Annotated in this window: 21 protein-coding genes and 1 riboswitch; of the genes, 13 read left to right on the forward strand and 8 right to left on the reverse strand. The window is 69.7% G+C overall.

Translation table 11 applies throughout. The annotated features are described in order from the left end of the window. The 3 genes from AB0B90_RS36405 to mgrA form a co-directional block, all read left to right on the forward strand. A partial coding sequence (locus AB0B90_RS36405; protein ID WP_362926525.1) for a hypothetical protein occupies positions 1-404 on the forward strand: 404 nt, incomplete at its 5' end. A gap of 164 nt (positions 405-568) precedes the next feature. Beyond that, entirely contained in the window at positions 569-2,629 is a 2,061-nt protein-coding gene (locus AB0B90_RS36410) for a S9 family peptidase (protein WP_362926526.1), read from the forward strand. Further along, on the forward strand, positions 2,626-3,654 hold the full coding sequence (mgrA, locus tag AB0B90_RS36415; RefSeq protein ID WP_350950169.1) for an L-glyceraldehyde 3-phosphate reductase: 1,029 nt from the start codon (positions 2,626-2,628) through the stop codon (positions 3,652-3,654). The genes AB0B90_RS36410 and mgrA overlap by 4 nt, the downstream gene beginning before the upstream one ends. Positions 3,655-3,765: 111 nt before the next feature. Here mgrA and AB0B90_RS36420 read toward each other — a convergent pair whose 3' ends face one another. Next, positions 3,766-6,192: a lysylphosphatidylglycerol synthase transmembrane domain-containing protein gene (locus AB0B90_RS36420; RefSeq protein ID WP_350950168.1), complete on the reverse strand. Its 2,427-nt coding sequence runs from the start codon at positions 6,190-6,192 to the stop codon at positions 3,766-3,768. A 73-nt stretch (positions 6,193-6,265) separates the two neighbouring features. Here AB0B90_RS36420 and AB0B90_RS36425 point away from each other — a divergent pair, with 73 nt between their 5' ends. The 3 genes from AB0B90_RS36425 (at position 6,266) to AB0B90_RS36435 (ending at position 10,901) form a co-directional block, all read left to right on the forward strand. Continuing rightward, the gene (locus tag AB0B90_RS36425) at positions 6,266-6,703 is read left to right on the forward strand and encodes an RpiB/LacA/LacB family sugar-phosphate isomerase (protein ID WP_350950167.1); all 438 of its coding nucleotides are present in this window, start codon (positions 6,266-6,268) and stop codon (positions 6,701-6,703) included. A 136-nt stretch (positions 6,704-6,839) separates the two neighbouring features. Then, on the forward strand, positions 6,840-8,711 hold the full coding sequence (locus AB0B90_RS36430; RefSeq protein WP_362926527.1) for a M20/M25/M40 family metallo-hydrolase: 1,872 nt from the start codon (positions 6,840-6,842) through the stop codon (positions 8,709-8,711). Positions 8,712-8,882: 171 nt separating this feature from the next. After that, positions 8,883-10,901, forward strand: coding sequence for a molybdopterin oxidoreductase family protein (locus AB0B90_RS36435; protein ID WP_362926528.1), 2,019 nt, complete (start codon positions 8,883-8,885; stop codon positions 10,899-10,901). An 83-nt stretch (positions 10,902-10,984) separates the two neighbouring features. Here the strand turns inward: AB0B90_RS36435 and AB0B90_RS36440 are convergent, their stop codons facing one another. Continuing rightward, positions 10,985-11,434 (reverse strand): GNAT family N-acetyltransferase, encoded by a 450-nt coding sequence (locus AB0B90_RS36440; protein ID WP_350950163.1) that lies wholly within the window; start codon positions 11,432-11,434, stop codon positions 10,985-10,987. Between the two features lie 143 nt (positions 11,435-11,577). On the opposite strand from AB0B90_RS36440, the gene AB0B90_RS36445 reads away from it, so the two are divergent. After that, positions 11,578-12,045 carry a hypothetical protein gene (locus tag AB0B90_RS36445; protein WP_350950162.1) on the forward strand — a complete coding sequence of 156 codons (468 nt, stop codon included), beginning with the start codon at positions 11,578-11,580 and terminating at the stop codon, positions 12,043-12,045. 210 nt (positions 12,046-12,255) lie between these two features. Here AB0B90_RS36445 and AB0B90_RS36450 read toward each other — a convergent pair whose 3' ends face one another. From AB0B90_RS36450 to AB0B90_RS36460, 3 genes are all read right to left on the reverse strand, one after another. After that, positions 12,256-12,627: a VOC family protein gene (locus AB0B90_RS36450; protein ID WP_350950161.1), complete on the reverse strand. Its 372-nt coding sequence runs from the start codon at positions 12,625-12,627 to the stop codon at positions 12,256-12,258. 280 nt (positions 12,628-12,907) lie between these two features. Beyond that, complete coding sequence (locus AB0B90_RS36455) at positions 12,908-13,231, reverse strand: multidrug efflux SMR transporter (RefSeq protein WP_350950160.1); 324 nt, start codon at positions 13,229-13,231, stop codon at positions 12,908-12,910. Between the two features lie 19 nt (positions 13,232-13,250). After that, a riboswitch (guanidine-III (ykkC-III) riboswitch) is annotated at positions 13,251-13,316 on the reverse strand. Positions 13,317-13,337: 21 nt separating this feature from the next. Beyond that, positions 13,338-14,123, reverse strand: coding sequence for a class I SAM-dependent methyltransferase (locus AB0B90_RS36460; RefSeq protein WP_350950159.1), 786 nt, complete (start codon positions 14,121-14,123; stop codon positions 13,338-13,340). Positions 14,124-14,314: 191 nt separating this feature from the next. Between AB0B90_RS36460 and AB0B90_RS36465 the strand changes: the two genes are divergently transcribed. From AB0B90_RS36465 to AB0B90_RS36490, 6 genes are all read left to right on the forward strand, one after another. Next, the gene (locus tag AB0B90_RS36465; protein ID WP_350950158.1) at positions 14,315-16,144 is read left to right on the forward strand and encodes an acyl-CoA dehydrogenase; all 1,830 of its coding nucleotides are present in this window, start codon (positions 14,315-14,317) and stop codon (positions 16,142-16,144) included. A gap of 221 nt (positions 16,145-16,365) precedes the next feature. Then, the gene (locus AB0B90_RS36470; protein ID WP_350950157.1) at positions 16,366-17,118 is read left to right on the forward strand and encodes an NUDIX domain-containing protein; all 753 of its coding nucleotides are present in this window, start codon (positions 16,366-16,368) and stop codon (positions 17,116-17,118) included. After that, positions 17,115-18,092, forward strand: coding sequence for a lipopolysaccharide kinase InaA family protein (locus AB0B90_RS36475; protein WP_362926529.1), 978 nt, complete (start codon positions 17,115-17,117; stop codon positions 18,090-18,092). Before AB0B90_RS36470 ends, AB0B90_RS36475 begins: the two co-directional genes overlap by 4 nt. Positions 18,093-18,231: 139 nt before the next feature. Next, positions 18,232-19,188, forward strand: coding sequence for a hypothetical protein (locus AB0B90_RS36480; RefSeq protein WP_350950155.1), 957 nt, complete (start codon positions 18,232-18,234; stop codon positions 19,186-19,188). A gap of 326 nt (positions 19,189-19,514) precedes the next feature. Beyond that, the gene (locus tag AB0B90_RS36485) at positions 19,515-20,741 is read left to right on the forward strand and encodes an adenylosuccinate synthetase (RefSeq protein ID WP_350950154.1); all 1,227 of its coding nucleotides are present in this window, start codon (positions 19,515-19,517) and stop codon (positions 20,739-20,741) included. Positions 20,742-20,794: 53 nt separating this feature from the next. Then, the gene (locus AB0B90_RS36490) at positions 20,795-21,019 is read left to right on the forward strand and encodes a DUF6458 family protein (RefSeq protein ID WP_350950153.1); all 225 of its coding nucleotides are present in this window, start codon (positions 20,795-20,797) and stop codon (positions 21,017-21,019) included. 41 nt (positions 21,020-21,060) lie between these two features. Here AB0B90_RS36490 and AB0B90_RS36495 read toward each other — a convergent pair whose 3' ends face one another. The 3 genes from AB0B90_RS36495 to AB0B90_RS36505 all read right to left on the reverse strand — a co-directional run bounded on the left by AB0B90_RS36495 (position 21,061) and on the right by AB0B90_RS36505 (position 25,651). After that, positions 21,061-21,354 carry a Dabb family protein gene (locus AB0B90_RS36495; protein WP_350950152.1) on the reverse strand — a complete coding sequence of 98 codons (294 nt, stop codon included), beginning with the start codon at positions 21,352-21,354 and terminating at the stop codon, positions 21,061-21,063. 103 nt (positions 21,355-21,457) lie between these two features. Beyond that, complete coding sequence (locus AB0B90_RS36500) at positions 21,458-23,188, reverse strand: ABC transporter ATP-binding protein (protein ID WP_362926530.1); 1,731 nt, start codon at positions 23,186-23,188, stop codon at positions 21,458-21,460. Between the two features lie 894 nt (positions 23,189-24,082). Then, positions 24,083-25,651, reverse strand: coding sequence for a dihydrolipoamide acetyltransferase family protein (locus AB0B90_RS36505; RefSeq protein WP_362926531.1), 1,569 nt, complete (start codon positions 25,649-25,651; stop codon positions 24,083-24,085). Positions 25,652-25,658 lie beyond the last annotated feature (7 nt).

The raw sequence follows: 25,658 nt of genomic DNA on the forward strand, positions 1-25,658 counted from the left end.
GACCAACCGGTCCGGCAGAACTCCGGGGCGTTCGTTTTATTCTGTTCTTTCGTTGTGCCTTTATTCTTTCAGGCCCGCTTTTTCGTGTCAAACCGGCTCGTTTTAATCCGGTTGATTCGATCTGGCAGATCCTGATGGAATTCAGGCGGCTCCGTTTCCAGAGCAACCCCTCAAACTTACCAGCCTCTGAGCAGCTCTGCGAACCGAGCTCCGAGGCCGTTGGCTTCAAAGGGATTATCGGCGAACACGACGCAAGCCATACGGAAGTCACCGGAGTGATCAAAGTGGTTTGCGCCGGACCTCGCCGACATCGAAAGATTAGCAGCCCTCGCGGACCGCTCAGGACACAACGACGAACCTCGCGGCCGTATTCCCCGGACTCCCGCCGGCGAGCCGAGGGCTGAGAGCTCAAGTCCCCGAGGGCCTCGGCCGAGCGTGCCCGCGCGGAGGGACAGACCAAGCGCGACAGGCAGCGCCAAGGGGGACCCGGCGAAACCGGATGGGACGAAGCGCGACGACCGAGCGGGTACACCCGAACAGGCACCGGCGGAAACATAGACTCGGCCGAGTGAGCAGCCAGACGCCGCCGACGGCGAAGAAGGTTCCCAGCGAGCGCGTGCACCACGGGGACACCGTGGTCGATGACTACGCGTGGCTGACGGTCAAGGACGACCCGGAGGTGGTCGCCTACCTGGAGGCGGAGAACGCCTACACGCAGGAGGCGACCGCCCACCTCAAGCCCCTGCGGGAGACGCTCTTCCAGGAGATCAAGGCACGCACCCTGGAGACCGATCTCTCGGTTCCCACCCGCAAGGGCGGCTGGTGGTACTACTCGCGGACGGAGGAGGGCAAGCAGTACGGCATCCAGTGCCGGGTGGCCGCGGACGGCGAGACACCGCCCGAGCTGAAGGCCGGGGAGTCGCTTCCCGGCGAGGAGGTCATGCTCGACGGCAACGAGCTCGCCGGAGACTCCGACTTCTTCTCGATCGGCACCAGCTCGGTCAGCCCCGACGGCACCCTGCTGGCCTACTCGACCAACTTCACCGGTGACGAGCGCTTCACCCTGAAGGTGAAGAACCTCGCCACCGGCGAGACCCTCCCCGACGAGATTCCCGGCATCTTCTACGGCGGCGCCTGGTCCGCCGACGGCACGACGTTCTTCTACACGACGGTCGACGACGCGTGGCGCCCCAACCAGGTCCACCGGCACACGATCGGAAGCCCTGCCGAGGACGACGTGCTCGTCCACGAGGAGTCCGACGAGCGGTTCTGGGTCGGCATCGGGCTCAGCCGCAGCGAGCGCTACCTGGTCCTCTCCGCCGGAAGCAAGATCACCAGCGAGGTGCGCATCCTGGAGGCCGACAACCCCTCCGGTGAGTTCCGCGTCGTCAGGCCCCGGGAGACCGGTGTCGAGTACGGCGTCGACCACGCGGGCGACCACTTCCTGGTCCTGCACAACCGGAACGCGGAGAACTTCGAGCTGGCCACCGCGCCCCTCGACGCCCCCGGCGACTGGACGCCGCTCATCGAGCACCGCGCCGACACCCGGCTGCTCGACGTCGACGCCTTCGAGGGCCACACCGTCGTGCACTTCCGCAGGGACGGCCTCACCGGCATCCGCATCCTGCCCCGCGGCGGGGAGGCGTACGAGATCCCCTTCCCCGAGCCGATCTACGACGTCGCCCCTTCCGGCAACCCGGAGTTCGTCACGGGACGGCTGCGGCTCGGCTACACCAGCATGATCACCCCGCCGTCGGTCTACGACTACGACCTGGGCGCGGGCGAGCTGGTCCTGCTCAAGCAGAAGGTGGTGCTGGGCGGTTACGACCCGGCCGACTACGAGCAGTTCCGCGAGTGGGCGACCGCCTCGGACGGCACCCGCGTGCCGATCTCGATCGTGGTCAAAAAGGGTACGGAGCGGCCCGCTCCCACCGTGCTGTACGGCTACGGAAGCTACGAGATCTCGATCGACCCCTCGTTCTCCGTCGCGAGGCTCAGCCTGCTCGACCGGGGCTTCGTCTTCGCCGTCGCGCACGTGAGGGGCGGCGGTGAGATGGGCCGCCACTGGTACGAGAACGGTAAGTTCCAGCAGAAGAAGAACACGTTCACCGACTTCGTCGCCGCCGCCGAGCACCTCTCCGCCTCCGGCTGGTCGAGCGCGATCATCGCGAGGGGTGGCTCCGCGGGTGGGCTGCTGATGGGCGCGGTCGCCAACCTCGCACCGGAGACCTTCGCGGGCGTGGTGGCGGAGGTGCCGTTCGTGGACGCGCTGAACACGATTCTCGACCCGTCGCTGCCGCTGACCGTGATCGAGTGGGACGAGTGGGGCGACCCGCTGCACGACCCCGAGGTGTACGCGTACATGAAGTCGTACACGCCCTACGAGAACGTGGACGGCCGGGTGTATCCGCCGATCCTTGCGATCACCAGCCTCAACGACACCCGGGTCTTCTACCACGAGCCCGCCAAGTGGGTCGCGAGGCTCCGCGAGGTGGCGCGTGGCGGGCCGTTCCTGCTCAAGACGGAGATGGGCGCCGGACACGGCGGCCGCAGCGGCAGGTACGACTCCTGGCGCGAGGAGGCCTTCACCCTCTCCTGGATCCTCGACACGGCAAAGGTGGCCCAGTGACGTACATCGCGGCGAACGACAGGTACGACGACCGTCAGCCGTACAACAGGGTCGGCAAGAGCGGGCTCAAGCTGCCCGCCGTCTCCCTGGGGCTCTGGCACAACTTCGGCGACGACAAGTCCTTCGAGGTCCAGCGGGACATCCTCAGGAGGGCCTTCGACCTGGGGGTGACCCACTTCGATCTTGCCAACAACTACGGCCCGCCGCCCGGGAGCGCGGAGACCAACTTCGGGCGGCACTTCCGCGAGGACTTCGCCCCGTACCGGGACGAGCTGGTCATCTCCACCAAGGCGGGCTACGACATGTGGCCGGGCCCGTACGGCGAGTGGGGTTCGCGCAAGTATCTGCTGTCCAGCCTGGACCGGTCGCTGGAGCGGATGGGGATCGACTACGTCGACATCTTCTACAGCCACCGGTTCGACCCGGACACCCCGCTCGAGGAGACGATGGGCGCGCTGGACCACGCGGTCCGGTCGGGCAAGGCGCTGTACGCGGGCATCTCGTCCTACTCGCCCGAGCACACCAAGGAGGCGGCACGGATCCTGCGGGAGATGGGCACGCCGCTACTGATCCACCAGCCCTCGTACTCGATGTTGAACCGGTGGATCGAGGGCGGGCTGCTCGACGTCCTGGAGGAGGAGGGCGTGGGCTGCATCGCGTTCTCGCCGCTGGCGCAGGGCATGCTGACCGACCGCTACCTGAACGGGATCCCCGAGGGGTCGCGGGCCTCGCAGGGGCGCTTCCTCACCCCGGAGATGCTCACCGACGAGACGATGCGGCACATCCGCATCCTGAACGAGATCGCGAACCGGCGCGGTCAGTCGCTGGCGCAGATGGCGTTGGCGTGGGCGCTGCGCGACAGGCGCGTCACCTCGGTGCTGATCGGCGCGAGCAGCGTCGAGCAGCTGGAGAACAGCCTCTCCGCGGTGGAGAACCTGTCGTTCGACGACAGGGAGCTGGAGACGATCGACAAGGACGCGGTCGACGCGGGCATCAACATCTGGGCCAGGTCCAGCGAGGTCTGACCCGTCCCGCCCGTCCGCGCGTTTCCGAGGAGGCCGCCGGCCCAGGTGACCGGCGGCCTCCGCCTGTCGGAACCGTTCTCGAAAGCGGAAAGCCCAGGACGAACGCCGAGGTCAGAGCGCCTCGTTTCGCTGCAGGTACGTGAACGAGGCCCAGCCGGGCAGGACCGGCAGCCAGAAGGTGAGCAACCGGAACAGCAGCACGGCCGGGGCCGCCACCTCGCGCGGCACACCCGCCAGGGTGAGGCCGGCCGTGAGGGAGAACTCGACGGCTCCGAGCCCGCCGGGAGTCGGGGCGGCCGAGCCGATGGCGTTGCCCGCGAGGAAGACGATGGCGACGGCGGCGAAGTTGATGGAACCCCCGAAGGCGCGGACACAGGCGTCCAGGCACATCACGAAGGACAGGGTGAGCATCAGGGTGCCGCCGAAGCCCTCGATGATCTTCTGAGGTGACTGGAGGATGTCGAGCAGACGCGGGACGACGCCGGAGAACAGTGAGCGGAGCCGTGCGGTGATCAGGCGGCGCAGGCGCGGGACGCTCAACACGACCAGGGTCAGTACGGCCACGGCGAGCAGCGTGATCACGAGCGTGCGCGACGGGGTGAACGACGAGGCGGTGTTGGAACCGGTGACGTAGGCGAAAAGCAGCAGCAGGCCGACGTGGAAGGCGAGCCCGATGAGCTGGGAGGCCCCTACGCTGGCCACCGCCTGCCCCGGAGGGATACCCCGTTTTTGCAGGTAGCGGGTGTTGACCGCGACCCCGCTCACCGCGGCGGGCGCGACGAGCTTGACGAACGACCCGGCGAACTGGGCGAGAACGGTACGGCCGAGGGGCAGCTTCTCCGGGACGAACCCCCTCAGCATGAGGGCGGCGGCGACGTAGCTCAGCATCGCCGCGGCGAGCGCCACTCCGGTCCAGCTCCACTTCGCCGACGTGATCATGTTGAGGTTGATCTGGGTCAGGTAGTAGACCAGGAAGTACGCGGCGAACGCGGTGCCGATGATGGTGATCAGGGTCCGGGGACGGAAGCGCTCCAGGCGCACCTCCTCGGCCTCGACCTTCGGCTTGAGCTCGACGATCCGGTCGCGGATCTCGGTGAGCAGCTCCTTGTTCCTGGTGAGCGCGGCCCTGGTCTCGCGGGTCAGCGCGATCCGCTGGAGCAGGGGGAGCGCGTCGGCGAGCACGCCGGACCCGGCCACGGCCGCGGCGGCGGCGACCGCCCGCTGGGCGCCGACGCGCAGGCTGAGGTAGGTGAGCAGCTGGGCGACGTCGAGACGGAGCAGCAGGTCACCGGCGGCGATCTCGCCGCTTCGGGCGTCCATCAGGACGACCCGGCCGTCGCCGTCGACGTGGATGCTGTCGCCGGTCAGTCGCCGGTGGGCGAGCCGCTGGACCTGCAGCAGCAGGACCTGCTCCCAGATCTGGGCGAGCAGGTTGTCGTCGATCTCGTTGTCGGGGATGTCGTCGAGCGCGCGGGTGGGAACGTGCTCGTAGGCGAGCAGTGCGGCCTCGCTGCCGATCTCGCTGGTGGCGACGAGCCTGGGGGTGCTCGCTCCGGCCGCCTGCGCGGCGTACGCCATGAGGGCCTCGCGCTCCAGCTCGGCGCGGAGCGAGCGGATGGCCTTGCGGCGGGTCTCGGTGTTGAGGCGCATGCGCCGCCAGAGGCGGTAGAGCACACCGGCGACCTGGCGGTCACGGTCGAGGACGGTGACGTCGAGACGGCTGCCGTCCCTGAGGTCGACGGCGTAGCGGCGGCTGCTCTGGTGGTCGTCGTCGAGCCTGCGGGCCTTGACGGGGACGAAACCCAGCTTGCGGAGCGCCGCGACGACCGTGCTGCCCGGGGGGCGGGTGTTGGGGCTGCCCACGCCGTACAGGGTGGCGTAGCCGACGGCCAGCCCGATCAGGATGGAGACGACGATGCCGAGGATCGTCGCGGCGAGCCCCGCGAACAGGGCGACGGCGTTGAGCGCGACCGCGCTCCACAGGGCCGCCCGCCAGGTGGGGCGGCGGGATATCCGCACCGCGGTGACGTAGGCGATGATCGGGGTGAGCAGGGTGTTGATCGGCTCGACCCCGGCCCGCCCGCCGGTCAGCAGGACCCGCAGGTCCTCGGGACCGGCCTTGAGGATCCACTCGCCGAGCGCGAAGGAGAACACCATCGCGGCGATCGCCGCGAAGAGCCCCTCGGCCACCCTGAGTCCGTCGCGGTGCAGCACTCTCTCGATGGCGAAGGCGACGGGCACGCCGAGCATCGCCGACGCGCTCAGCACCCCGGCCAGACCGCTGAGCAGGAACGGTGCCCGGCTGGTGCCGTCGGCGACGTCGCCCTCCAGGCCGTTCAGGGTCTTCTTGGCGACGAGGGCGAGCAGGACCACGGCCGTGAGCACGAGCAGGGTCGCCAGGAACCGCAGCAGGTCGGAGGGACGGCGGATCCGCTGCGGGAGCAGCGGCTCGACGACGTGCACGGCGAGATCGTCGTCTGCCGGCGGCCGTGTACCGTCGACGGACGCCGTTTCGTCCAGTTCCTTGATTTCCGTCACCGCCTGCGATTCTGCATGTTCCGCATTACAGGTGCGTCACCGATCTTCTCGTTGAGTGTTCACAATCAGAGTCATGCGCATCTCGGTCGCCTCTGACAGTCTTGATGGTGTGGCCTCCATCTTGGTCTCCGAAATCGAAAAACGAGGCCACATGGTGATACCTCACGGCGCCCTGGCCGACGAGCGGGCCGACTGGGCGTGGTGCTGCGCGCGTGCCGCCGCAGATGTGGCCTCGGGGGTGGCCGATCAGGCGATCGTGTGCTGCTGGACCGGGACGGGCGCGTCGATCGCGGCGAACAAGGTGCCCGGCGTACGGGCCGCGCTGTGCGCGGACGCGGCCACGGCGGACGGGGCACGTCGCTGGAACGACGCCAACGTGCTGGCGATCAGCCTCCGGTTGATCTCCGCCCCGCTGCTCGGGGAGATCCTGGACGCCTGGTTCGCGGGGAGTCCCAGCCTCGACGAGAAGGACCGGGCGAACACAGCGTACCTGTCGCAGATGGAGAATTGACCGTTCTACCTGCGAGAACAATCAATTCGATGGGTGAAGGGCTGGAAGGCTGAACACCATGTTCCGTCACCCGCTCGCGTCCCGCCGAGTCGCGTCCGAGGGGCGGGAAGCCCCTTCCGTCGTCCCCAGGAAGTTGATGACCGCGATCACCGCGGTCTCGGTCCTGTCCCTGGCCACCGTGTCCGCCGAGGTGTCGGCCGCGACCCCCGCCCCGGCCGACGCGGCACCCGTCGCGGGAGGCCCGGGACCCGTCACATCCGCAGCCGTCACGGGAGGCTCGGGACCCGTCGTGGCCGACGCGGCATCCCTCGCGGGAGACGTGACACCCGTCACGAAGGGCTCCGCACCCCTCGCGGGAGGCGACGACTCCGAGAGGGCCGCCGGGGCCGTCATCCCGGCCGGCGCGGCACCTGTTTCCGGGGGCGGCGACTCCGCGCCGCCGGCCGGGAGCCCTCTGCCGCCGGAGGCGAAGGCGTTCGGGGCGTCGATCAAACTCGCCGCCCTCAGGGGGCACCTGGAGAGGCTCCAGAGCATCGCCGACGCCAACGGCGGCAACCGGGCGGCGGCCACACCCGGCTACGCCGCCTCGCTCGCCTACGTCGCGGACAGGCTCCGCGAGGCCGGATACAAGCTCACCTCGCAGGAGTTCAAGATCTCCTTCTTCCGCGAGGTCGCGACACCCGTGCTCAAGCGGACACGGCCCCTGGCCAAGAGGTACGTGCCCGGGACCGACTTCAGGACCATGACGTACTCCGGTTCGGGGGAGGTGACGGCCCCGGTTCAGGCGGTCGACCTGGTCCTGCCGCCGAAGAAGGGGCATGAATCCACCTCGGGGTGCGAGGCGAGCGACTTCTCCAGATTCGTCCGGGGCAACATCGCGCTGATCCAGCGCGGCACCTGCAGCTTCCAGGCCAAGGCGGAGCGGGCCGAGGCCGCCGGCGCGTCCGGCGTGATCATCTTCAACGACGGCCGGGCCGAGGGAGCCGACACCCACAAGGGCCTGTTCGGCGGCTCGATCAACACCTCCACCGTGCGCATCCCGGTCGTCAGCGCCGACTTCGCGACCGGTGAGCAACTGGCCGCCCGGGGAACGACGGCGGCGCTCGTCGTGCGGACCGAGATCGCCCCCGACCGCAGGACACGCAACCTCATCGCCGAGAGCACCTGGGGTGACCCCGACAGGGTCGTCATGCTCGGCGCCCACCTGGACAGCGTCATGATGGGCCCCGGCATCAACGACAACGGCTCGGGCACCGCCGGCGTCCTGGAGACGGCGCTGGCGGCGAAGTCGCTGCGGACGAAGAACAGGCTGCGCTTCGCCTTCTGGGGCGCCGAGGAACTGGGCCTGCTCGGGTCGAAGTACTACGTGTCCGCCCTGCCCCCCGCGGAGCGGGCGAAGGTCAAGCTCTACCTGAACTTCGACATGATCGCCTCACCGAACCACGTTTTCGGGATCTACGACGGCGACTCGTCGGGCAACGTGATCAGCGCGACCCCTCCTCCCGGCTCCGGCCAGATCGAGAAGCTCCTCCAGGCGTACTTCGAGGCGGTGGGCGAGCCGTACCAGGACGCCGACTTCAGCGGCCGATCCGACTACGGCCCCTTCATCGGGATCGGCATCCCCGCCGGCGGGCTGTTCACCGGCGCGGAGGGCCTCAAGAGCACCGAGGAGGCCAAGAAGTTCGGCGGCACCGCCGGGGTCGCGTACGACAAGTGCTACCACCAGGCGTGCGACACCATCGCCAACATCAACGACAGGGCCCTGTTGGTGAACAGCGGCGCGATCGCGGCGGCGGCGTTCACCTACGGGTACGCCGACGACCTCCCCCACGCTCCCAACAGCCCGCCGAACGCCGGTGATTCCCCGGGTTCCAGGGGTTCCAAGGGCTCCGGAGTGCCCGGGGTGCCCGGCAAGGGGGCCGTCGTCCCCGGCAGGCCGGGCACCGGCGCGGGCGGCCTGGAATCCGGCCACGACCACGACCACGACCACGGCGGCCTCCTCAGGTAGCACGGGGGCCGCGTGGCGTACGGCCACGAGGGTGCGGGGTGCCGGACACGGGAAACGACGGGATATGGAGGGCCGGGCGGACCGCGGAACTCGGGACGCGGGGAGCGGGGAGCGGGGAGCGGAGGGGAACGCGCGTGCACCCCGCGCGGAGAGCGCGGCTACAGTCGGGACATGTCGTCAGGCGAATTGCGAGTGCTGGGGGCGTGCCCGCTGGACTGCCCGGACACCTGTTCCTGGGTGGTGACCGTCCAGGACGGCAGTGCCGTCAAGATGCGCGGCAACCCGGACCATCCCTACACCCGTGGCGCGCTCTGTGTGAAGGTGAACCGCTACCTGGAGCACACCGGGGCGGCCGACCGCATCCTGCACCCGATGCGGCGGGTCGGCCCCAAGGGGTCCGGCCGATTCCAGCGGATCAGCTGGGACGAGGCCCTGGAGGAGATCTCCGTACGGCTGCGCGGCATCGTCGACGAGCACGGCGGCGAGGCGATCTGGCCCTATGTGGGCACCGGAACGCTGGGATACGTCCAGGGTTCTGAGGGGATCGCCGGGAGGCGGTTCTGGAACGTCCTCGGCGCGTCGAGGCACTTCCTGAACATCTGCGCCTCGGCCGGAAACCACGGGCTGCAGCAGGTCTACGGCACGCCGGGCGGCATGGATCCGGAGACGTTCGCGCTGTCCAGGCTCATCCTGCTGTGGGGGACGAACACGCTGACGACCGGGCACCACCTGTGGAAGTTCATCCAGGACGCCCGCGCGGCCGGGGCGCACGTGGTGGCGATCGACCCGATCCGCACCCGCACCGCCGAGCAGGCCGACGAGCACCTGCCGATCCGGCCCGGCACCGACGCCGCCCTCGCCCTGGGGCTGATGAACGTCGTCCTCGCCGAGGGTGCCGAGGATCGCGACTACCTGGAGAACCACACGAACGGCTGGGAGAACCTCCGCGAGGAGATCCTGCGCCACCCTCCGGCGCGTGTGGCGGAGATCACCGGGCTGCCCGAGGCCGACATCCGGGCTTTGGGGACGCGTCTGGCGCGTACGCGGCCCACCGGCATCCGGGCCACCATGGGCATGCAGCGGCACGCGGGCGGCGGCACCGCGATGCGTACGATCGCCTCCATCCCCGGTGTGACGGGCGACTGGCGCCACCCGGGCGGCGGGATCGTGTACTCCACCAGCGGGCACGTCCACCTGAACATCGACACCCGCGACGACCTGCTCCCCGGGCCTGTCCGAACGCTCACGATGACGCGGCTCGCCGACGAGCTGGACGAGTCGGTCAAGTGCCTGTGGGTGTACGCGGCCAACCCGATGGGCTCCACCTCCGGCCAGAACCGGATCCGCGAGCGGCTGCTGCGCGAGGACCTGTTCACCGTCGTGATGGAGCAGTTCCCGACCGACACCGTCGACTACGCCGACATCGTCCTTCCCGCCACCATGCAGATCGAGCACGCCGACCTGCACGCGGGGTACGGGCACATGTACCTGATGTGGAACGAACCCGCCGTCGAGCCGCCCGGCGAGTGCCTGTCCACCACCGAGACGTTCCGCCGCCTGGCACGGCACATGGGGCTCACCGAGCCGTCCCTGTACGACTCCGACCTGGAGCTGGCCGAGGAGCTGCTCACCTCGGGGCACCCGTCCTTGGATGGGATCACCCTCGACCGGCTGCGCAAGGAGGGCTGGGTCCGCCTCAACGTCCCCCAGCCGTTCGTGCCGTTCACCGACGGTTTCCCGACGCCCTCCGGCCGGATGGAGTTCGGCTCGGGACCGGCCTACGTCCCCCCGCACACGGCCTCGGCCGCGTCGGGGCCGTACCCGCTCGCGCTCATCACGCCCGCCTCCCACACCTTCCTCAACACCACCTTCGGCAACAACCCCGAGCTGCTGAGGCGCTCGAAGGGCCCGCGCGTCCTGGTCAACCCCGAGGACGCCTCGCGGAGAGGGCTGAGCGAGGGGCAGCGGGCGCGGGTGTTCAACGACGAGGGCGAGTTCGAGGCCGTGGTCGAGATCACCGAGAGGGTACGTCCCGGCGTGGTCGCGTCCACCAAGGGCCACTGGCGCAAGCTCAGCCCTGGGGGCGCGACGGCGAACGCCGTGGTGGCCGCCCGCGACGCCGACATGGGCCGGGGCGCCGTCTACCACGACAACCTGGTCGAACTCGCCCCCTGCACCACCACGGAATGACCGGCGGCCCTGCACTCGTGGCCGATCGTCACGAACACCTCGACGGCCAGGTCAGCGTCATCCTGTGGCGATCCACCGGCTGATCAGGTCAGCGCGATCTTGTACCCCTCGTGGGACGCGACGAAGCCGAGGGAGTCATAGAAGCGGTGAGCGTCCTTGCGGGACTTGTCCGTGGTCAGCTGGACCATGGCGCATCCCCTGGTCCTGGCTCGGTCGAGTGCCCACTCCATCATCGTGCGTCCCAGCCCTCGCCCTCGCAGGCCGGAGGCGATCCGCACCGCCTCGATCTGCATCCGGAGCGCGCCACGACGGGAGATGCCGGGAATGTAGGTGAGCTGCATGGTGCCCACCACCTCGCCGTCCAGTTCCGCGACGATCAGCTCGTTGCCGGGGTCGGCGTCGATGGCCTCGAAGGCGGCGCGGTGCTCGTCGCCGAAGGCTCCCTGGCGCGCGGCCGCGACGGCGTCGTCGGCGAGCATGGCCACGATGAGCGGGACGTCCTCGGCACGGGCGATACGGAATTCCACCGGCATGACGGCCAACCTACCCGGAACCGTTGACCTCCCACGCTCTCCCACCAGCGGTGCGGACGGCCTCCTCCGATGCGTCGTCTCGGGGGACAATTCAGGGTTGCTCCCCGATGTGAGCAAGGGGAGGCGAGGGGCACCCTGGAGGCATGAACGACGAACTGACTCAACGTGACGAGATGTCCCTCGCCGGAGCGGCGCTGCGCGGTGCTCCCTGGAAGGCCGCGGCGGTGACCGGCGGTGCGGTGGCGGCGGCCAGCCTGGGGATGGACCTGCTCTTCGCCGGGGATCTGGATCTTACGTGGGCGATGGTGGTCGGTATCGGCCTGTTCTCGCTCATCGCGGCCATCGGCTCGGTCAGCAAGCCCGACGTCGGCGACCGGGTCACCCGGCAGGCCCGGCTCTGGGCGTTGCGCCATCCCTGGAAGTTCTCCCTCTATCCCGCACTCGGCTCCGCGATCCTGATGTATCCGGTGCAACTCGTCTTCGACGGCGAGGGCGTGTTCGGGGCGGCGCTGGACGCGCTCCAGGGTGGTGTCGTGGTCTATCTGATCACGGCGATCGTCGCCCTCACGCTCAAGGGACGCGGCCAGACCTCGCTCCCCGGTGGCCGCTGAACCCCACGACCCGGCTGTCCGGCTCCCGGGTGACCGTCCGGCTCCCGGGCGGGCGTTCAAGGTCCCGACGAGTGCTCAAGATCTCCGGTGGACGTTCAGGCTCCGATGGGTGTTCAGGGGCCACGGCGAGCGGCCGGGGCGTGCGTGTCGCCCGGTCTCGCGGCCCGGCCGGGCCTTCCCGCGTGACCGGGCCAAGGGCGTCCGGGGACGCTAGACCCTCTCGTGCTCGGCGCGGCAGACGCAGAACTCGTTGCCCTCGGGGTCGAGCATCGTGACCCAGCCGCCGCCTTCGGGGTCGCGGTGGTCCTCGGAGACCGTGGCGCCGAGTCCGGCCAGGCGCTCGACCTCCTCGTCACGGGTGGTGCCCGCGGAGCCGGTGAGGTCCAGGTGGACGCGGTTCTTGACCGCCTTGTCCTCGGGGACCTTGATGAACAGCAGGTCGATCTTGCCTCCCTGGAGAAGGACCTCGTCGTCGTTCTTCTCCGTATCCGGGTGAAGCTTTCCACCGGTGGCGTCGCGCCAGAAGGTCGCCAGCTCGTACGGCTGGGCGCAGTCGAAGGTCACGCAGTGAACGTCAATCATCGCTCCACCCAACCCGACACCACCAAAGCCGTCAAGCAGGTTTCCGGATAGCCCGGTTCGGTTCCGGCGGGTCACGCCGTCGAACCCACGCGTTTCGGTTCTCGCCGGTCACGTCGCCGGGTGCACGGGTCACGTCACCGGATGTACGCCTCTCGGTTCTCGCCGGTCGAATGACCGGACGTACCGGTCCGGTCGCCGAGCGCGCGGATCGGGTTGCCGAACGTGCGGATCGTGACGCCGGATGTACGCGTACAGCCCGCCGGGACGTCCGGGTGCGCGGTCAGTGGCCGCCGGCGGCGAGGTTGAGCCCGACGACGCCCGCGACGATGAGCAGGACCGAGGCGATTTTGAGGGCCGACGCGTCCTCGCCGAGGGCGACGATGCCGAGTGTGGCGGTGCCGACGGCTCCGATGCCCGTCCAGACGGCGTAGGCCGTACCGACCTCCAGGGTCTTCAGGCCCAGGGCGAGCAGACCGAAGCTGAACGCGCCGAAGACCAGGAAGCCGATGCTCGGCAGTGGCACGGAGAATCCGTTGCTCAACTTGAGTGAGTACGCCATCGCGACTTCGAAGAGACCGGCGACCACGATGAAGATCCAGGCCATGACAACTCCCCCTTGATCAGGAGCGTCGTCTTTGCCTACCGGGTACGGCGCGTCTCGTCCGGAAACGCTCCTTTTGAGCGTTGTGACAGTGGAACGTAGCAGAGCCTCACTTTGATTCCCACCAGATTGTGAACCACTGGTCGCGGGGCACCGGCCACATGTCCAGCTCGACCACCGCCGCGATGACCTCGTCCGCCCGCTCCCGTCCGAGGCAGAGCCTGCGGCAGGCGCTCTCGGCGAGGTCTTCCAGGCGGGTGAAGCGGGGCAGCGGGGCCACGCGCCGCTCGTGGCGAACCTCGTGGCCGAGGCCCTCCGCGATGGCGATCACGTCGTGGGCCGTGGGCCCGCTGGGGCGGGTGATGCCGTGGAAGTGCTGCCAGAGGGGGTTGAGCCAGCTCATCGGGTGCCGGCCGGTGAGCTCCAGGACGACCCGGGCGCGGGCGTGGCGAGTGAGTTCTGCAAGGAATCCCGCCAGTCCGGGCACGTTGTAGACGACGTGGGCACAGACCGCGACGTCCGCCACCGGTGTCCGCGCCGCCACGTCGGGCCAGCGGCCGTTGACGACGAGGGTGGGAACGCCGAGCGCCTCGGCCCTGACGGCCAGCTCGGCGAGCATCGCCTCCGAGGTGTCGACAGCGATCAGCCGCCCGAGGTCCCGGCCCAGCGGCAGGGAGGCGGCCCCGGTCCCCGCGCCGACGTCCAGCACGCTCCCGCCGGGTGGGAGCGCCTCGGCGATCCGCGCCAGGGTGGGTCCCTCGGGGGCCGCGAGGGCGAGGTCGGTGCGTTCGGCGAACCTCGCGGGAGAGTGGCCCCAGGGATCGGCCGGCGCCCTCGCCGCGATCTCCGCGGGAATGCCCCACATCCCGAGGTCGGCCCGCCACTGCTCGTCCATGGGAAGAGCCTAGAAGAGCCCTCCCCTCCCCGTCGATCGGCGTCACCCGGGCACCGTTCCAGCAGTACGGAGGCGTGATGAACGTCCCAGTCAGGGGTGTTTTCTAGGGGTTACCCGCGGGTAGCATTACCGGTAACGTTACTGACGAGTATGGAAAGTTCCGGATCCCCCGGTTTCAAGGAGCAGACCCCATGGGCCACTACAAGAGCAATGTCCGTGACCTGGAGTTCAACCTCTTCGAGGTCTTCGGACGCCGGGACATCCTGGGCAGCGGTCTTTACGCCGATCTGGACGAGGATGTCGTGCGGAGCCTGCTCGACGAGGTCAACCGCCTCGCCACGGGCGTGCTCGCCGACTCCTTCGAGGAGGGCGACCGCACCCCGCCGGTGTTCGACCCCGCCACCGGGACGGTGACGATGCCGGAGGGCTTCAAGAAGTCCTTCGCCGCCTACCGTGACGCCGGCTGGACCAACCTCAGTCTCCCCGCCGAGCTCGGCGGCCCCGGTCTGCCCAGCAGCGTGAGCTGGGCGCTGGCCGAGATGGTCCTCGGCTCCAACCCGGCCATCTGGATGTACTCCAGCGGCCCGGCCTTCGCCCACGTGCTCCACGTGATCGGCACCGAGGAGCAGAAGCGCTACGCCGAGCTCGCCATCGAGAAGCAGTGGGGCGCCACCATGGTCCTCACCGAGCCGGACGCCGGCTCCGACGTGGGCGCCGGCCGCGCGAAGGCCGTGCGTCAGGACGACGGCACCTGGCACATCGAGGGCGTGAAGCGCTTCATCACCAGCGCCGAGCACGACCTGTCCGACAACATCTTCCACCTCGTGCTCGCCCGTCCCGAGGGGCACGGCGTCGGCACCAAGGGCCTGTCGATGTTCCTGGTCTCGAAGTACCACGTGGACCTGGAGACCGGCGAGCTCGGCGAGCGCAACGGCGTGTACGTCACCAACGTCGAGAAGAAGATGGGCCTCAAGGTCTCCACGACCTGCGAGCTCACCTTCGGCGGCGAGCACCCGGCCGTGGGCACGCTCATCGGCGAGGTACACGAGGGCATCAAGCAGATGTTCATGATCATCGAGCACGCCCGGATGATGGTCGGCTCGAAGGCGATCGCCACGCTCTCCACCGGCTACCTCAACGCCCTCGAATACGCCAGGCAGCGGGTGCAGGGCGCCGACCTCACCCAGATGGCCGACAAGTCGGCCCCCCGCGTGACGATCACCCATCACCCGGACGTACGCCGGGAGCTGATGCTCCAGAAGTCGTACGCCGAGGGCATGCGCGCCCTGGTCATGTTCACCGCCACCTACCAGGACGACGTGCTGCTCGCCGAGCACGAGGGCCGCAGGAACGAGCACGCCGAGGCGATGAACGACCTGCTGCTCCCGCTGGTCAAGGGCGTCGGCTCCGAGCGCTCGTACGAGCTGCTCGCCCGCTCGCTGCAGACCCTGGGCGGGTCCGGCTACCTGCAGGACTACCCGATCGAGCAGTACATCAGGGACGCGAAGATCGACTCCCTCTACGAGGGCACCACCGCGATCCAGGGCCTGGACCTGTTCTTCCGCAAGGTCCTGCGCAACCAGGGGGCCGCCCTCGGCTCGCTGTACGCCGACGTGAAGGCCTTCGCCGCCTCCGAGGCGGGCAACGGGCGGCTGAAGGAGGGGCGCAAGCTCCTGGACGAGGCCGCCGACGAGGTCAAGGCGATGGCCGACACGATGGCGGGCTGGGCGATCGGCTCGCTGGAGACCCCGCAGGAGGTCTACAAGGTCGGTCTCAACACCACCCGGTTCCTGCTCGCCCTGGGCGACCTGGTGATCGGCTGGCTGCTGCTGCGCCAGGCCGAGGTGGCCCTGGCCGCGCTCGGCTCGACCGCCGAGAGGAGCGACCACGCCTTCTACAGCGGCAAGGTCTCCGCGGCCTCGTTCTTCGCGCAGACCGTCCTGCCCCGCATCGCCGCCGAGCGCCGCACGCTCGACGCCACGGACCAGGACCTGATGGAACTGCCGGAAGAGGCCTTCTGACCCGCCTCATCCCGGCCTGACACCGGCCTGATCCCCGTCGGTTCAGGCCGCATGATCACCTGCTCCCGCGGCAGGCACGACGAGGGACCGGCCCCGCTCTCCCGGGGCCGGTCCCTCGTCCGTTTTCCGCTTCTCCGCCAGGACGGATCACCGCGAAGTTCTTGACAGCGGCCCTCTGTTATTCTCATACTGAGTTTGTCTCAACTTGAGAAGGACATGGGATGGATGAATCGGAGTTCCTCGCCGGCTATGACCCTCGGGCATACCCGGCGGTCGCGGTGACGGTCGACGTGGTGGCGCTCACCATTCGCGGGGGCGGGTTGCGCGTTCTGCTGATCAGGCGGGCCGAGCAACCCCATGCGGGGCTGTGGGCGCTGCCCGGGGGGTTCATCCGGCCGGGAGAGGACCTGCCACAGGCCGCGGCGCGGGAGCTGGCCGAGGAGACGGGGCTGTCCGACCGGTCTGGGCCGTTGGGCCGAATCCACATCGAGCAGCTCGCCAGCTACGGGGCTCCCGAGCGTGACCCGCGGATGAGGGTCGTGTCGATCTCCTACCTCGCCTTCGCCCCCGACCTGCCCGATCCCCGGGCGGGCTCGGACGCGGCCGACGCCTCCTGGCACCCGGTCGACAAGCTTCCTGAGCTCGCGTTCGACCACGACCGCATCCTGGCGCACGGGCTGGAGCGGGCCCGCGGCAAGCTGGAGTACACCCCGCTCGCCACCGCGTTCGCCGGTGAGAGGTTCACGATCTCCGAGCTGCGCGGCGTCTACGAGACGGTCTGGGGGGTGCAGCTGCACGCGGGCAACTTCCACCGCAAGATCCTGTCGGTTCCCGGCTTCGTGGAGAGCACGGGCGAGACCACCGAGAGCGGCGGGGCCAGGGGCGGGCCGCGCGCCAAGCTCTATCGGGCCGGTGACGCCCGGCTCCTGCACCCCGCCCTGTTGCGACCGGCCAGGGAGGAGCAGATCCGATGACCACGGCCGAGGCGATCGCGCTGGTGACCGCCGCTCACACGCCCGAGGACCTGTTCGGCGGGGACTCCCCCCACCGGGCGTACCGGAGGCTCGCGAGGCTGCTCCACCCCGACCTCGCGCCGGGAGCGGAGGCCGCCGTGGCGTTCACCCGGCTGGCGGAGCTGTGGGCGGCCCGCGAGGGAGCCTCGGAGCGGGCTTCTGAGCGAGCCAAGGAGGTGGTGATCACCACCAGGCGGGGCACCTACCGGATCGGGGGCGTCTTCCGGCGGGGCGCGTCGGCCGTGCTCTACGAGAGCGGCACCGACACGCTGCTCAAGCTCCCGCGCAGCCACGCGGACAACGACCTCATACGCCGTGAGGCGGAGTCGCTGAGGACGATCGCGCACGACGGCGACCCGTTGCTCCTGCCGTACGTGCCTCGTCTGGTGGAGTCGTTCCGGCACCGTTCCGACGGGGTCGAGCGGCAGGCCAACGTGATCAGCCGGGTGCCGGACGGGTTCCTGAGCCTGGAGGAGGTCCGGCGGCGCCGGCCGGTGCTGGACGTGCGGGACGCGGCGTGGATCTGGCGGCGGCTGCTGGTGGCCGTCGGCGCGGCTCACCGGGCGGGGGTCGTGCACGGGGCGGTGTTCGGGCACCACGTCCTCGTCCACCCGCTCGACCACGGCCTGGTGCTCGTCGACTGGAGCCAGTCGGTCCCGCTCGGCACCCCGATCACCGCCCTGGTGGCCAGACACCGCGACGACTATCCGCCCTGGGTCCTGGACAGGAAGCCCGCGACCCCGGCCACCGACATCCACCTCGCCACCCGCTGTGTGGCCGCCCTCATGGGCGACCACGTCCCCACCCCGGTCAGGCACTTCGTCCGGGGCAGCCTGCTCAGCCCGCCGAACGACGCCTGGCGGCTCCTGGGAGAGCTCGACGAGCTGCTCGACGACCTGTACGGGCCGAGGAAATACCGGCCGCTCCATCTCTGACCCTCGAAATCTCCGCCTCTCGAAACCCTCGCCCCTTCGACCCTCGAAACCCTCGACTCCCAGAACGACCTTCGAAACGACCTTGACGACCTCAGGAACGACCTCATAGAACGTTCCACCTGATCCGAGGAGATCCCCCGTGGGAAGCGGAATCTGGTCCACCGACGTCTACTCCGCCGCCGCGAGCTACCGCGCGGCCAAGGGTTCGAGCGCCTTCGCCTACAGCGACAGCGGCGCCCGCTCCGCTCACCCCGACCTCGACCCGCACAAGGTCGCGCTCCGCGAGAGCCGCGACTCCGCCGAGCACCCCAACTCCCTCGCCGTGGCCGTCCTGTTCGACGTGACCGGCTCGATGCGCGGGGTGCCCCGCACCCTCCAGACCAAGCTGCCCGACCTGCTCGGACTGCTGCTCCGCAAGGGGTACGCCACCGACCCGCAGATCCTCTTCGGCGCGATCGGCGACGCCACCTGCGACCGCGCTCCCCTTCAGGTGGGCCAGTTCGAGTCCGACAACCGGATGGACGAGCACCTGGGCAAGATCCTGCTCGAAGGCGGGGGCGGCGGCCAGATGTCCGAGTCGTACGAGCTGGCGATGTACTTCATGGCCAGGCACACCTCGATCGACTGTTTCGAGAAGCGTGGCCGCCGGGGTTACCTGTTCATCATCGGCGACGAGCTGCCCTATCCGCAGGTCAAGCGGCGCGAGGTCGAGAAGGTGGTCGGCGAGCGGCTCCAGCGCGACATCCCGACCAAGGACCTCGTCGCCGAGCTGACCAGGATCTACGACGTCTACTACATCCTCCCCGCCGGATCGAGTTACGCCGGGGACGGCCGGGTGCTCGCCGCCTGGCGCGAACTGCTCGGCCAGAACGTGCTGGAGCTGGACGACCTGGACGCGGTCTGCGAGACCATCGCGCTCACCGTCGGCCTCGGCGAGGACGCCATCGACCTGCGAGAAGGGCTGGACGACCTCGACGAGATCGGCTCGAACGCCGGAAGCGCCGTGGGCAAGGCCCTCGCCAAGCTCGACCGGGGCGCCCTCGTGGTGTCCGACGGGCTCGACCTGGGCGGCGACAGCGGCGTGATGCGGCTCTGAGAACCTCCCCGCCGTGCGGCGGCCACCGCGAAAGCGGCGGGGAGTGCCACCACGAAGGGAGACGGTTCCTCCCCGGCGGGACGAAACCCGCCGGGGAGGGGCCTCGACAGGCCTCGACGGAGGAGACCGTCCTGGCGCCCCCCGCCGACGCGAACCTTCGAGGTCCCTCCGGCGAAAGATACCGACGGCTCCGACAGAGGGACCGGCAGGGGCTTCCGGCTGAAGAGACCGGCCGGAGAACGGCTCGTCCGGGAGAGAAATCCGGAAGAGAACCGGAAGAGAAACAGAGGAAGAGGAAGAGGAGACGAGGGTGAACGGGTGGCCGTATGCGTGAGCACGTGATCGTGACCGACCTCGGGTACGGCGACGCGGGGAAGGGCACCGTCGTCGACTGGCTCTGCGCCCGCGAGCCCGTCCAGGCGGTCGTCAGGTTCAACGGGGGCGCGCAGGCGGGGCACAACGTCGTCCTGCCCGACGGGAGACACCACACGTTCGCGCAGTTCGGGTCGGGCACGTTCAGAGGAGTGCCGACCCACCTGTCCAGGTTCATGGTCGTGGATCCGCTCTCGCTGGCCGGGGAGGCGGCCCATCTGGAGGCGCTGGGCGTTCCCGACCCGTTCCGCCTGCTCACCGTGGACCGGGACGCCCTGCTCGCCACGCCGTACCACGTGGCGGCGGGGCGGGCCAGGGAGCTGGCGCGCGGTGAGGACCGGCACGGGTCGTGCGGGATGGGCGTCGGGGAGACGATGGCCTACGCCCTGGAGCACCCCGATCTCGCGCCGGTCGCGGGCGACTGCGAGGAACCTGTCCGGCTCACCCGCAAGCTGCGCGCGCTCCGCGACGCCCTCGGCGGGAGCGGGCCGCCCGTGGCGGACTGCGTGGACGCCTACCGGGCGTTCGCCGAGCGGGTGATCCTGGTCGGCTCCTCGTTCACGGCGGCGCTGCTGCGCAGGCGGCCCGTGGTCTTCGAGGGGGCGCAGGGTGTGCTGCTCGACGAGTGGCACGGCTTCCATCCGTACACCACCTGGAGCACGACGACCTTCGCCAACGCGCTGGAACTGCTCGACGGGGTGCCCGCCACGCGGCTGGGCGTGCTGCGGACCTACACCCCGCGGCACGGCCCGGGACCGCTCGTCACCGAGGACGCGGACCTCGCGCTGCCCGAGGCCCACAACGGGACCGGCCCCTGGCAGGGCCCCTTCCGCGCCGGCCACTTCGACGCGGTGGCCCACCGCTACGCGCTCGCGGTCTGCGGCGGGGCAGACGCCCTCGCGCTCACCCACCTGGACGCGCCGGTGTCGCGGATGTGCGTCTCGTACGACATCGGCGAGCTTCCCGTGGGCGTGACGGGCGACCTCGACGGGCAGGCCCGGCTGACGGAACGGCTTCTGGAACCGCTGACGGGGGCCGGGCCGCGCTACGCCGACGGGATCGACGACTGGCCCGCGGCGGTGGCCGAGGCCCTCGGGGTGCCGGTGTGGCTGGGCTCGTCGGGACCCACCGCCGCAGACAAGGTCCTTCTCGGTGGTGTGATCACACCGGAAAGGGTATGACCAATCCCGGACTCTCTCTTTGCCTGGCGTACAGCCTTTACCCGGAGGAACTCATGGGTGTCGGGGTCAGTATCTTCTTTCTCACGCTCGGCGCCATCCTCCGCTTCGCCATCGATCCCGACGTCCTCGGCGAGGCGGTGCACATCGACGTGATCGGCCTGATCTTCATGATCGTCGGGGCTGTCGGGATCGTGCTGAGCATCGTGATGTCCCCCAAGCGCGGGCACACGTCCGAGGACCGCCTGATGCACCGCGAGAACCACCCGCCGGAGGTCTAGGACCTCCGGGGGCCTTTTTCGGCCGTGCCGGCCGTGTCGTTCTAGACCTCGAACTGCACCGCCGCCCGCGAGGCCACGATCGGCTTGATGTGCTCGACGACCACGGCCTGGTGCAGCGGGTGGTCGCGGTAGACGAGGAAGTCGTCGGCGCTGTCGAAGTCCGCGACGACGGCGAACTCGTGGTTGCCGGGGTTCACGCCCGCGTCGGAGCCGATGGTGTAGGAGCGGATCTCGGTGATGGCTCCGGGCAGCTTGGCGAGCTCCGTGGCGACCCTGGCCCTCTGCTCCTCGGTGGCCTCTTCCGTCCAGGTGAACAGCACGACATGCCGGAACATGATCTTCCCTTCCCTCGGGTATCCCAGGTGCCCTGAGCGCCCGGCCAGCGTACGGCCAGACGCGCCGGGACGCGGCGGCGCCCCCACGGCACGGGAGCCGATATCACGCGGGACGCGATGTGGACCCTCGACGGCGTCCGGCGGACTTGATCCTTATCCGGCCGGAGCGTCTCGGCACGGCTTCGAGCACGATCTTGTGGGCCGCCTCGGGGATGAACCTGAGGTCGTGGGTGATCAGGATGGTCGTGCGCCCGGCCATGAGCCTCTTGAGCGGTTCCATGATCCGCGCCGCCGTGGGCGCGTCGAGGCCCGTCATCGGCTCGTCGAGGACGAGGACGGGAGCGTCGCGCAGGATCGCCCTCGCGATGGCGATCCGCTGGCGCTGCCCGCCCGACACCAACCGGCCGCGCTGCCCGATCGGAGTGTCGTACCCGAGGGGGAGCGTGGTGACGAAGTCGTGGACGTCCGCCAGCACGGCGGCCCGCACGACGGCGTCCAGGTCGGCGCCGGGACTTCCGTAGGCGATGTTCTCGCGTACGGTCCCCGAGAAGAGCAGGCTCTCCTGCTGCAGGATGGTGATGTTGTCACGCAGCGACTCGCGCGACAGGTCCCGGAGGTCCACCCCGTCGAGGAGGACGCGTCCCGCGGTGGGGTCGTGGAAGCGCAGCAGCAGCTTCGCGAGCGTGGACTTGCCCACGCCGCTCGGCCCGGTGCACACGACCAGTTCTCCGGGTTCGACGGTGAAGGACAGGTCCCGCAGCGTGGGTCTTCTCCTGTTCGGATAGGTGAAGCCGACTTCCTGGAACTCGATGCGGCCCCGTCCGCGCCCCAGGTGAACGGCGTCGTCGCGATCGACGACGGTCGGCCGGGTCGCCAGGATCTCGATGACACGGTCGGAGCCCGCCGCCGCCTCGGAGACGGTGAGGGCGATCTGCCCCAGGCTCTGCACCGCCGGGTAGAGGTAGGCGAGGTAGGCGGCGAAGGCCAGGAGGCCACCGATGGTGAGGCGCTCCGAGGAGATCTCCCAGGCGCCGAACCCGAGGATGATGACGAGGCAGGCGGTCTCGATGACCTGGACGACGGGTCCGTACAGGGAGGAGAGCCACGCCTGCGCCACGTTCGCCCGCATCCAGGTGTGTCCCTCGGAGTGCAGCCGCTCGGCCTCGGCGCCCTGGCGGTTGTACGCCTGGACGAGCGACTGGTTGGACAGGCCCTCCTCGATGACGCTGTTCATGATCCCGTTGCTGAGCCGCTCGCGCGCCGACACGATCCTGAACCTGCTCGCGAAACCCTTGGCGACCAGCAGGAAGGCCGGGACCAGCAGGAACGTCAGCAGCGCCAGGTCCCACCTGATGTAGAAGGCGGCACCGGCGAAGAAGACGACGCTGACGAGCGTGGTGAAGAGTTTGACCAGGCCGGAGCCGACGAGCTCCTCGATCGCCTCGATGTCGTCGGTGAGCCTCGCCATCAGGTCCCCCAGGCGGCGGTTGTCGAAGAAGTCGGGCGTGAGCGTCTGGATGTGCTCGAACACCCTGTCGCGCAACCTCAGCAGGAAGCGTTCGCCGCCCAGGGCGGTGAGGTAGGCCCCCAGGAAGGAGACCAGACCCGCGACGGCCGCGAGGCCGAGCCAGGCGGCGGCGGGGAGCCAGAAGGCCCCCAGGTTCTGTCTGCTGAGCACCTCGTCCGTGATGTACCCGAACAGGCCGATCGCGGCGACCTCGCAGACGGCCGCGACGACGGCGAGTACGCCACCGGCTACGAGCAGATGACGGAGGCCGCGGGTGTACGGCCAGAACTCCCGGAAGGTCCTGCGGATGGAGACCGTGGGTGCCACCGGAGGACGGCGTACGGTGGCCCTCGCTCCGTGGGGCGAGAGCGACTCTGAGAATGAGAGCCGACGGTTGACCCGCCGGCTCTCATTTGTTTCCGCTAGCACCGGATCCGGCTCACCACCACCATCCGCCACCGCACCCTCCGCCGCAGCGGCATCCACAGCGGCGGCGGCGACGGCAGCACCCCCAGCCGCCTCCCCAGTCCAGATAACGGCCGGCCGGGAAGAGCTGCTTGAAAGACATGGCTTCCCCCTTCGCATTGAGCTTGTCGCGCTTACCAATCACGACACTAACTCTCATACCCGGACAAACCGTCACATTTATCACGCATTCAAGATGTTTCGCCAAGCGATTCGTAAAGGCCGCAAACGGATCGCGAGTAAAGACCGCCTCGGCTTCCCGGCATCGCTCCGCCGCCCCGCCGGAGCCGGGGACGCGCACCTTAAAGATCGATCCGCAGGAGAAAAAAGGGGTTTCCCATTACCGGCCGGGTGACGGCTCGTACCGCGTCCCGGCTGTTCGGTACGGACCCTCCCGAGGCGCCCCCTCGTTTTCCCACCGAGGTAATCGACTTGTGAAGCCGGGAAAGGGAAGGCGAGCACCGGGGGTATATCGCCCCTCTCTCCCACCCCACTTTCCCGACGGGCACGAAGGGAAAGGCGCCCTCACGGACATATGGGAAGGACCCCATCCCTCCTGACAGGCGGGAAAGAACCCTTACCCGCGCGGGGAAGAGACGCTCGCGGCCGCGGGAAATCCGCGCTCTCGGGCGCGGGAGGGAGTTCTCACCGCGGCGGGAGAGGACGCGCACGTGGTCTCCCCCTCCGTGGGAGGAGGGGGAGACCACGTCACGGGGTCACGACGTCGCCGAGTCACGACGTCACGGGGTCACGGGGTCAGGCCCAGGCGAGCATGCGGAGAGGGTCCTCAAGCATGGCGCCGACGTCGCGCAGGAAGAGCGAGCCGAGTTGCCCGTCCACCACCCGGTGGTCGAACGAGAGGGCGAGCGTGCAGACCCTGCGCGGCACGACCTGCCCGTCCACCACCCACGGCATCTCCCTCACCTGCCCGAAGGCCAGGATCGCCGACTCCCCCGGGTTGAGGATCGGGGTGCCCGCGTCCACCCCGAAGACACCCACGTTCGTGATCGTGATCGTCCCCCCCGCCATGTCGGCGGGCTGGGTACGGCCCGCCCTCGCGGTCTCGGCGAGGGCTCCGAGGGCGGCGGCCAGGTCGGGCAGCGACAGGCGGTGGGCGTCCTTGACGTTGGGAACGAGCAGGCCGCGCGGGGTGGCCGCGGCGATGCCCAGGTTGACGCGGTGCTTGACCACGATCTCCTGGCGGTCCTCGTCCCAGGCAGAGTTGATCATCGGGTGACGACGGGCGGCGACGAGCACCGCCTTCGCGACCATGAGCAGCGGGGAGACCTTGACCTCGGCGAAGTCGGGCAGCCCGCGAAGGCGCCGGACCGCGTCCATGGTCGCCGTCATGTCCACCTGGAGGAACTCCGTCACGTGTGGCGCGGTGAACGCGGAGGACACCATCGCCTGCGCGGTCGCCTTCCGCACCCCCTTGATCGGGATTCGCTCCTCGTCCTCGCCCTCCCAGGTCGCGGCCGGTACTCGTGCCCTGACGTCGTTCCCGGGAGGGAGCCCGGTCTCGACGGCGTCCCCGGAGGTGGGGGCGGCGTCGAGGGCGGCCTGGACGTCACCCCTGGTGATCGAGCCGTGCGGGCCCGTCCCCACCAGGGAGGCCAGGTCGACCCCCAGGTCCCTGGCGAGCTTCCGCACCGGGGGTTTCGCCAGAACCGCGATCTTCCCCGGTGACGAGGCCGGACCCGCGCCGGGACCGGCCACCCCGGGACCGGCCGGACCAGGACCGTTCACACCGGACGAGGCAGGACCGTTCACACCGGGACGAGCCGGACCGTTCACACCGGACGGCGCCGGCTCGGCGGCCCTCGTCGTGGACGCCGTCCCCGTGGACGCACCCGCCGTACCCTCACCGGGCCGCGTCGCCCCCACCGCGGGGGACGTGCCGGGCGAGACCGGTTTGCGGGGACGACGCTTGGCCGCGCCCGGCTTCACGCCGTACCCCACCAGCACCGGCTGCCGGACCTCGGCCGGCGGGGTCGGCACCATGTCGTCGGCGAGGGCCTCCGTCCGCACCGCCGCCCCGTCAGGGGCCGTGGCCTGAGCGGGGGCCTGGGCGGGGGCCGGAGAGGCGCCCGTACCGTCGTCCACCGAGATGATCGGCCTGCCGACGTCCACCACCTCGCCCTCGTCCGCCATCAGCGCGGCCACCACGCCCTCGAACGGGCAGGGAAGCTCGACGACGGCCTTGGCGGTCTCGATCTCCACGATGATCTGGTTGACCTTGACCGGTTCCCCGGCCTTCACGTGCCAGCGGACGATCTCCGCCTCGGTGAGGCCCTCCCCCACGTCGGGGAGCTTGAACTCCTTCATCTCTCCG

The organism is Streptosporangium sp. NPDC049078, assembly GCF_040648855.1.
GTDB lineage: Bacteria > Actinomycetota > Actinomycetes > Streptosporangiales > Streptosporangiaceae > Streptosporangium.

What these genes read in the sequence shown, in the direction of transcription:
- AB0B90_RS36425 (WP_350950167.1), top strand. Translation starts at nt 6,266, where the DNA reads ATGCGCATCTCGGTCGCCTCTGACAGTCTTGATGGTGTGGCCTCCATC.
- AB0B90_RS36460 (WP_350950159.1), bottom strand. Translation starts at nt 14,123, where the DNA reads ATGGACGAGCAGTGGCGGGCCGACCTCGGGATGTGGGGCATTCCCGCG.
- AB0B90_RS36470 (WP_350950157.1), top strand. Translation starts at nt 16,366, where the DNA reads ATGGATGAATCGGAGTTCCTCGCCGGCTATGACCCTCGGGCATACCCG.
- AB0B90_RS36450 (WP_350950161.1), bottom strand. Translation starts at nt 12,627, where the DNA reads ATGATTGACGTTCACTGCGTGACCTTCGACTGCGCCCAGCCGTACGAG.
- AB0B90_RS36440 (WP_350950163.1), bottom strand. Translation starts at nt 11,434, where the DNA reads ATGCCGGTGGAATTCCGTATCGCCCGTGCCGAGGACGTCCCGCTCATC.
- AB0B90_RS36435 (WP_362926528.1), top strand. Translation starts at nt 8,883, where the DNA reads ATGTCGTCAGGCGAATTGCGAGTGCTGGGGGCGTGCCCGCTGGACTGC.
- AB0B90_RS36505 (WP_362926531.1), bottom strand. Translation starts at nt 25,651, where the DNA reads ATGAAGGAGTTCAAGCTCCCCGACGTGGGGGAGGGCCTCACCGAGGCG.
- AB0B90_RS36455 (WP_350950160.1), bottom strand. Translation starts at nt 13,231, where the DNA reads ATGGCCTGGATCTTCATCGTGGTCGCCGGTCTCTTCGAAGTCGCGATG.
- AB0B90_RS36430 (WP_362926527.1), top strand. Translation starts at nt 6,840, where the DNA reads ATGACCGCGATCACCGCGGTCTCGGTCCTGTCCCTGGCCACCGTGTCC.
- AB0B90_RS36475 (WP_362926529.1), top strand. Translation starts at nt 17,115, where the DNA reads ATGACCACGGCCGAGGCGATCGCGCTGGTGACCGCCGCTCACACGCCC.
- AB0B90_RS36495 (WP_350950152.1), bottom strand. Translation starts at nt 21,354, where the DNA reads ATGTTCCGGCATGTCGTGCTGTTCACCTGGACGGAAGAGGCCACCGAG.
- AB0B90_RS36465 (WP_350950158.1), top strand. Translation starts at nt 14,315, where the DNA reads ATGGGCCACTACAAGAGCAATGTCCGTGACCTGGAGTTCAACCTCTTC.
- AB0B90_RS36445 (WP_350950162.1), top strand. Translation starts at nt 11,578, where the DNA reads ATGAACGACGAACTGACTCAACGTGACGAGATGTCCCTCGCCGGAGCG.
- AB0B90_RS36485 (WP_350950154.1), top strand. Translation starts at nt 19,515, where the DNA reads ATGCGTGAGCACGTGATCGTGACCGACCTCGGGTACGGCGACGCGGGG.
- AB0B90_RS36490 (WP_350950153.1), top strand. Translation starts at nt 20,795, where the DNA reads ATGGGTGTCGGGGTCAGTATCTTCTTTCTCACGCTCGGCGCCATCCTC.